This is a genomic window from Alkalibacterium subtropicum (assembly GCF_900112455.1).
Taxonomy (GTDB): Bacteria; Bacillota; Bacilli; order Lactobacillales; family Carnobacteriaceae_A; genus Alkalibacterium; species Alkalibacterium subtropicum.
Genome location: NZ_FOLT01000004.1, coordinates 150,216 through 157,980 on the forward strand (window position 1 = coordinate 150,216; position 7,765 = coordinate 157,980).

Sequence of the window (7,765 nt, forward strand, 5' to 3'; positions counted from 1 at the left end):
TTTCGTTAAACGTTCACTGTATCGGGATGCATTGTTCTAAAAATGTTTTCACCCTTTCTATGATACTTAAGATGATAAAAAAGAGCAACACCTAATTGACAATCTTTAGGATTTGTTAAGCACTGTCAAGGGATAGACAAAAAGAGAGAGAAGAGCGAAGCCAGGCTTCTTTCCTTCTCTCTCTTTTATTGAAGATGTTTAAGCAGATACGGTCTCAGAATCGCTGGTCTCTTTGACCTCTTCATTGATGCGTTCGATATCTGCACCTAATTGTTTCATCTTTAGATGGAACTTGGAATATCCTCTATCCAGATGATGGAGCTGGGTCACTTGTGTATGGCCTTTCGACACTAATCCAGCCAGGATCAGTGATGCTGAAGCACGCAAGTCTGTCGAAGCGACTTCAGCACCCTGAAGTGTTTTTCCGCCTTGAATGATCAGACTTTGTCCGTCGATTTTAAAGGACGCGTTCATTTTACGCAGTTCTTCCATATGCATATAGCGGTTCTCAAATACTGTTTCTCTCATGATGCTCGTCCCCTCAGCAACGAGCTGGGCGATCGTCATCGGCGCCTGGAGATCTGTAGGATAACCGGGATACGGTTGAGTCTTGACATCTGTCGGCAGTAACTTTTCAGGCCCGATAACTCTCAGTCCTTCGGCCGTTTCAACAAAGGTCGTACCCATCTCTCTCAATTTGGATATGAGGGGTTTATTATGTTCACTGACAGCCTCTTTGATCAGTACTTCTCCCTGAGTGATCGCAGCGGCAATCATAAATGTTCCACTTTCGATGCGGTCGGGGATCACGGAATGACTTGTTGCTTCAAGGGATTTCACACCTTGAATCCGCAGGGAATCTGTGCCTGCTCCAATGATTTTAGCACCCATTTTATTCAGGAAGTTTGCCAGATCAACGATTTCAGGTTCTCTTGCGACGTTTTCAATGACACTGGTCCCTTCGGCCAGGGTAGCCGCCATCATAATATTCTGAGTTGCTCCCACACTCGGGAAATCCAGATAAATATGAGCAGCTTTCAGTTTGTCTACAGAAGCTTCGATATGTCCATTTCCCACATTCACATCGACACCCATCGCTTCGAACCCTTTCAAATGCAGGTCGATAGGTCTGGAGCCGATTGCACAACCACCGGGCAACGCCACTTTGGCATAGCCGGTACGGGCAAGCAAAGGCCCCATGACAACGATCGATGCACGCATCTTACTCATGAAATCAAACGGTGTTTCATTATTCAGTTCTGCTTCCGCATTGGTTCGAATGACTTGATTTTCCTCGTCGAACGCAACATCGATGTTTAAATGGTTCAAAACTTCGTTCATAATATAAATATCTGAAAGAAGCGGTATATTGTCTATAACATTTGTTCCTTTACTCGCTAATACTGTGGCAGCTAGTATGGGAAGTGCAGCGTTCTTCGCTCCGCCAATATCGACAGAACCTTTCAGCCGTTTCCCTCCGCCTACTATGATTTTCTCCATTCTATAGCCTCCAATTTTCTGTTCCAGCGATTCTTCATTTCATGTCTAAGTGGTTGATTCATTGTCAATTAATAAAATAACGGTAGTTGTATTTTGACACATACTTGATATAGTATATCAGAAAGCTTGGTGAAGGGGAACAGTATGTAATCCCTTCCTTCGTGACATCTTTGTGACAATAAACCCTAATTTGTCAATACCCTGCAATGGGTTATAAGAGAAAGAATAAGTTTTGAATCGAAAGAACAAAATCGATAAAAAAATTACTTACACTGTATCCGACTGCTATTGAGATCACTATATATAATATCCGTGCTTGAGGAATATGATGCTTTTTTATGAGTACATCAGTCTTTAGCGCCTGCATTGCCCAGAATACAACAAGTACGAAGAACACATGCGAGACCAGATCGATCAGTGACTGCATCATGACGAGTGGCATAGGATTCATCCTTTCGCTATAATACTAGCATAAACCTTCAAATATTTCATTTGTTATGCATGTTACACCAATATTACACGCTTTCAGACCTGCAATACCGGAAAAATCCCGATAAGAGCAAAAACTCTTATCGGGATTCTTTCATTTTCCTATAACGATCATAAGGTTCCGAACAATCGGTCGCCTGCATCACCTAAACCAGGCAAAATGTAACCATTTTCGTTAAGCTTTTCATCTAATGAGGCTGTGTAGATATCCACATCCGGGTGAGCATCCTGCAGCACTTTGACGCCTTCTGGTGCAGCAACTAAACAGACGAATTTAATGTTTGATGCGCCGCGTTTTTTCAATGCATCGATGGCAGCAACGGCTGAACCACCGGTTGCCAGCATTGGATCCACGACAAGCAGCTGACGTTCTGATAAGTCGGAAGGCATTTTTATGAAGTATTCAACCGGCTCCATCGTGTCGTGATCACGATACATACCGACATGCCCAACTTTAGCTGCCGGAATGAGATCCAGCATGCCATCGACCATACCCAAGCCTGCTCTTAAAATAGGAACGATCACTACTTTTTTACCTGCCAGCTGTTTCTGGACGGTTTTTACGAGCGGTGTTTCGATTTCAATATCCTGAAGTGGCATTTCTCTTGAAACTTCGTACGCCAATAATCGTGCGATTTCATTAACAACTTCTCTAAAATATTTCGTCCCTGTGTTCTTGTCTCTGATAATTGTCAACTTATGCTGTATAAGCGGATGATCTATAACTTGAAAGTTTCCCATGATCCGGCTCCTTTTTTATGCTATTCTATTTCTTTTATTATTGTACAGAAAGTCCGGAGAAGTTTCCAGAAAAATCAGGATTTATCCTGTTGTTTATAAGATGCGACTGGCGGCTTTTTCCAGTCGGTTCATATAAGCGGTGCCGATGCCTTTTTTCTCATACGGTTCGACCAGAATGACCGATACAGCTTCGTCATCAAGCGCCCTCAAAGAAGAAAACAGGCGGGCGGCTGCCTGCTGAGGCATGTTCTCATTTCCTAAAGAGCAGCTTTTTCTCTGGTCACTCTTTAATTGCTCAAGCCATTGATCGCTTGCCAGCACCCCCACTTTTTCTCCTTCTTTTTCCAGCTGTTCCAGAACAGCTCTGGATCTGTCTATAGATTCAGGCAATACCCATACAGGCTTTTCAGGAGAATAATGTTTGTATTTCATCCCTGGAGATTTAGGGACAGCCGCGTCATCTCTCAAATGGGGATCCAGCCACACTTGGCCCAGCACAGCTTCCAGTTCTTCCAAAGTGACCCCTCCCGGACGGAGGATTGTAGGTTTTTTGGGATCAGTTAAATCGAGAACGGTGGACTCCAATCCCACACCCGTTGTTCCCCCATCAACGATCGCTTTAATTTTGCCTTCCAGATCTCTCTTGACATGCAAAGCCGTCGTTGGACTGGGTTTACCCGAAGAATTGGCACTGGGCGCTGCCAGGGGGACACCGGCCTTTTCGATGAGCGCGAGGGCGACAGGATGACTTGGCATCCTTACCCCAATCGTTTCCAGACCGCCTGTCACCGATGAGGCTATAGGACCTTTTTTATTCAACACCAGCGTGCAGGGGCCCGGCCAGAAATGACTGATGACTTCTCTGGCGATAGCCGGGACTGTTTCAACATAACGCTCCAGCTGGTCGACAGAGGCAACATGGATGATCAGCGGATTGTCGCTGGGACGCCCTTTTGCTTCAAAGATCTTTCTGACTGCCTTTTCATTCGTTGCATCTGCCCCTAAGCCATACACCGTCTCAGTTGGAAAAGCCACGACTTCGCCGCTTTTCAAATATTCCGCAGCTTCGTCAAGTTTACTGGAGTCAAGAAAAGCTGTCTGCATATTACTCTCCTTCTTTCTATTTCTTCGTCTCATTTTTGATATGGATCGTCCGGTCATGACCATTAAAATCTTTGCCTATCGTTATATCTGCTTCTGGAAAACAGCTGCGAAACAACTGTCTGATCCGTTCACCTTGCTTATAGCCGAATTCAAGGATCATATAACCTCCCGGATTCAACCGGCTGACTGCATCAGCTGCTATCCTATTATAAAAGTAAAGCCCTTCTTCCTCTGCAAACAAGGCAATATGCGGTTCATAATCGATGACCGACTCATCCATCACACTCCGTTCGGACAGACTGATATAGGGCGGGTTAGAGAGGATCAGATCAAACGTCCCCTCTACTTCCTTCATCATATCACTCAGATAAAATGTGACCTCTGCACCAAGGTTACTGGCATTCTTCCTGGCAACCTCAAGTGCTTCCTGACTGATATCGACAGCAATGACTTCATCCTGGGGCCGCTCAAGCTTATGGCTGACAGCGAGGACACCCGTGCCGGTCCCTATATCGATGACACGCAGCGGACGGTTCGGGAGTTCCCTGATATAAGAGTCGAACCACTCTTCCGTTTCCGGTCGGGGAATAAGTGTCGCTTCCGTCACTTCAAACTGACGGTCATAGAACCATTCATGTCCTACGATCTGCTGAGGCGGTCTGCCTTTGCCTGCCTCTGTGATGTCTTTAACGTAAATATCTTTATCTCGTTCGTCCATGACTTGTTTTTGAAGGCGGATAAAATCTGTTAGTGATAAGACAAACCGCTCTTTCATCAGCCATTTGGCTATCTGAGGATCAAGGTGGTTCTGCTCTAAAAAAGAAGAAGCCCAGGATAGGACTTCTGCATATGTTGAGGCTTCGCTCAGTGATTTAATACTCATTCTTCAACTGTTCCATCTTACGGGACGTTTCCCACATCAGCAGCGGTTCGATGATCTCATCCAGTTTACCTGATAATACCTGGTCCAGTTTCTGGATAGTCAAGTTGATACGGTGATCCGTCACACGACTCTGCGGAAAGTTATACGTACGGATACGTTCAGAACGATCCCCGGTTCCAACAGCAGACTTTCTTTCTGCATCCATTTCAGCCTGTGCTTCCTGAGTGATTTTATCGTAAATACGGGAACGCAGGATCTTCATCGCTTTCTCTCTATTCTTCAACTGAGAACGTTCATCCTGCATGGCTACCACGATACCCGTCGGTTCATGGGTCAGTCTGACAGCAGAGGCTGTCTTGTTGACGTGCTGGCCGCCGGCTCCACTGGCGTGATAGATATCGACCCGGATATCGTTCTCGTCGATATCCACTTCTACATCTTCAGCTTCCGGCATAACGACGACCGTTGCTGTCGAGGTATGGATGCGCCCCTGGGATTCCGTCTGCGGCACACGCTGTACACGATGCGCACCATTTTCATATTTCAGTTTCGAATACACATTTGTTCCAGTGATCATGAGAGTGATTTCTTTGAAACCTCCGGCATTACCCGCACTGGCTTCCAGCACTTCTGTTTTCCAGCCCTGGTTGTCTGAATATTTCTGATACATCTCAAACAGATCGCTGGCGAAGAGCTGCGCCTCATCTCCACCTGCAGCGCCGCGGATCTCCATGATAACGTTACGTTCATCATTTTCATCCTTAGGAAGCAGCATGATTTTCAGTTCTTCTTCCATTTTTTCTTTTTGTTCTGAAAGCTCATTACGTTCTTCTTTCGCAAGCTCTTCCATTTCTTTATCCAGGGAGTCATTAAGCATTTCTTCCGTATCTTTCAGTTCAGAAACGACATCCTTGTATTTTCTGAATGTCGCAACAGTCTCTCTTAAACTCGCTTCTTCTTTACTCAAGTTCATTAAGCGCTCAGTGTCATTGATTACTTGAGGATCGCTGAGCAATTCATTCAATTCATCGTAACGATTTTCAACATCTTCTAATCGATCAATCATACTCATTATTTTTTACCTCTCTCTTGGTCACGGTTTATCAAAGGGTCATGGTAGTGTTTTCTGCATACAGGGTAATAGGACTCATTTCCGCCGATAGCGATCTGTTCACCGGTATAAATGGCCTTCCCTTCATGTACACGCAGATTCATAATGGCTTTTTTATGACAGAACCAACAGATCGTTTTCATTTCTTCGATTTTATCAGCCAGAAGCAGTAGTTCCTGGGAACCTTCGAACAGCTCATTCCTAAAATCATTTTTCAATCCGAAAGCCATGACTGGGATCTTCAGGTCATCGACGATTTTGGCTAACTGCCTGACATGTTGTTTATTTAAAAATTGCGCTTCATCGATCAGCACACAGGCAATGGATTTATCCATATCCTGAACGACAGAAAAAATATCCATTTCTTCTGTAACAGGGATCGCTTTTCGCTTCAAACCGATACGACTGGATATGTAACCTACACCATCGCGGTCATCCAACGCACTGGTAAACAAGACCACCGGCTTCTCCTGCTCCTCGTAGTTATGTGCGACTTTTAAAATTTCGATCGACTTTCCACTGTTCATTGCTCCATATCGGAAAAACAGTTGTGCCATGACTGATTACCTACTTTCCTTAGTATACTCTATCTACGCATTCTTCGTCTATTTCAGATAGACTCCAATCCTAATAAATTATAAGTGATGAAGTGGAAAAGTACAAGTCCGCAATGAAGACTGCCGCTTTTTTCTGCATGCTTCAGAGTTATATGCTAAACTAAAGAAAAAAGTGATAGGAGTTTTTTTGCATGACTGAACCTTTATTTTTAAGCGGTGTCTTTAAAGAGAAAATCTGGGGCGGAGAACAGCTGAAGGCCCTCTTTGACTACGCAATACCAAGTGAACGTACAGGGGAAATGTGGGCGATCAGTGCACATACTAATGGCCCAAGCACCGTACAGAACGGTCCATTCAAAGGGAAGCAACTCGATGAGCTCTGGTCGACGCACAAAGAATTATTCGGCAACGCTGAAGGAGATGTCTTCCCGCTGCTGACTAAAATCATTGATGCGCAGACTGATCTATCGGTTCAGGTCCATCCAGATGATGTCTACGGAAAAGAACATGAAGGCGAACTGGGAAAGACCGAGTGCTGGTACATCATAGAAGCTGAAGAAGGGTCGGAAATCGTCTACGGCCATCATGCCCAAACTAAGGAAGAACTTGAGAGCATGATCGCAAACGGTCAGTGGGATCAGCTCCTCAGAAGAAAAGAAGTGAAGGCCGGCGACTTCTTCTATGTCCCAAGCGGAACGATCCATGCTATCGGGGGAGGTATAGTGATTCTGGAGACACAGCAGTCAAGCGACACCACTTATCGTGTGTATGATTATGACCGCGTCCAGGATAATGGAGAGAAAAGAGATTTGCATATCGAAGACTCTGTTGCAGTAACCACGGTTCCTCACATCGATCCGGATCTCGAGATGGCGTCAGCTGAAAAAGACGGCTACACAGAAACGACACTGGTTTCCAATGCATTCTTTACGGTCAAAGAATGGCGGACGGATGGCAAAGCATCGTTTAAAAAGGACGCACCTTACACCCTGGTCAGTGTATTGGATGGACAAGGCGAACTGATCGTTGATGGAATGACCTACTCTTGTTCAAAAGGAGATCACTTCATCCTTCCTTCCTCTATTGAATCTTGGGACTTCGACGGGCCGCTGCATATGATCGCTTCTCATCCAGGACAGTAAAGAAACGTACACCCAAATACTCGGTCAGCTGGGATCGAGTATTCGGGTGTTTTATAATTTCAGTGAAGCATTACTATACAGTGTGCTTTATAGCTGGTAGTGACTGATTCTACTTTGAATAAAACCAATGAAACTCTCATTGCGCGCACTCGTGACCATTCTGGGGTGGGTGATGCTAATGACGCCTTCATTGAACGTACTCGCGACCATTCTGGGGTGGGTGATGCTAATGATGCCT

The 7,765-nt window shown here is 45.1% G+C and carries 8 protein-coding genes; 1 reads left to right on the forward strand and 7 read right to left on the reverse strand.

Annotated elements, in window-relative coordinates:
- Positions 1–198 precede the first annotated feature (198 nt).
- The 7 genes from murA to BM049_RS05860 all read right to left on the reverse strand — a co-directional run bounded on the left by murA (position 199) and on the right by BM049_RS05860 (position 6,385).
- A complete protein-coding gene (gene murA / locus BM049_RS05830) occupies positions 199–1,500 on the reverse strand; it encodes a UDP-N-acetylglucosamine 1-carboxyvinyltransferase (RefSeq protein ID WP_091529430.1) in 1,302 nt (433 codons plus the stop codon).
- 211 nt (positions 1,501–1,711) lie between these two features.
- Positions 1,712–1,942: a DUF1146 family protein gene (locus BM049_RS05835; RefSeq protein ID WP_091529431.1), complete on the reverse strand. Its 231-nt coding sequence runs from the start codon at positions 1,940–1,942 to the stop codon at positions 1,712–1,714.
- Positions 1,943–2,100: 158 nt separating this feature from the next.
- Positions 2,101–2,730 carry a uracil phosphoribosyltransferase gene (gene upp / locus BM049_RS05840; protein WP_091529433.1) on the reverse strand — a complete coding sequence of 210 codons (630 nt, stop codon included), beginning with the start codon at positions 2,728–2,730 and terminating at the stop codon, positions 2,101–2,103.
- 93 nt (positions 2,731–2,823) lie between these two features.
- Positions 2,824–3,834, reverse strand: coding sequence for an L-threonylcarbamoyladenylate synthase (locus BM049_RS05845; RefSeq protein ID WP_091529435.1), 1,011 nt, complete (start codon positions 3,832–3,834; stop codon positions 2,824–2,826).
- A 16-nt stretch (positions 3,835–3,850) separates the two neighbouring features.
- Positions 3,851–4,717: a peptide chain release factor N(5)-glutamine methyltransferase gene (gene prmC / locus BM049_RS05850; protein WP_091529437.1), complete on the reverse strand. Its 867-nt coding sequence runs from the start codon at positions 4,715–4,717 to the stop codon at positions 3,851–3,853.
- A complete protein-coding gene (prfA, locus tag BM049_RS05855; RefSeq protein ID WP_091529640.1) occupies positions 4,707–5,783 on the reverse strand; it encodes a peptide chain release factor 1 in 1,077 nt (358 codons plus the stop codon). The genes prmC and prfA overlap by 11 nt, the downstream gene beginning before the upstream one ends.
- A 5-nt stretch (positions 5,784–5,788) precedes the next feature.
- Positions 5,789–6,385 (reverse strand): thymidine kinase, encoded by a 597-nt coding sequence (locus BM049_RS05860; protein ID WP_091529438.1) that lies wholly within the window; start codon positions 6,383–6,385, stop codon positions 5,789–5,791.
- A gap of 191 nt (positions 6,386–6,576) precedes the next feature.
- On the opposite strand from BM049_RS05860, the gene manA reads away from it, so the two are divergent.
- Entirely contained in the window at positions 6,577–7,527 is a 951-nt protein-coding gene (manA, locus tag BM049_RS05865) for a mannose-6-phosphate isomerase, class I (RefSeq protein WP_091529440.1), read from the forward strand.
- The last annotated feature ends 238 nt before the right edge of the window (positions 7,528–7,765 follow it).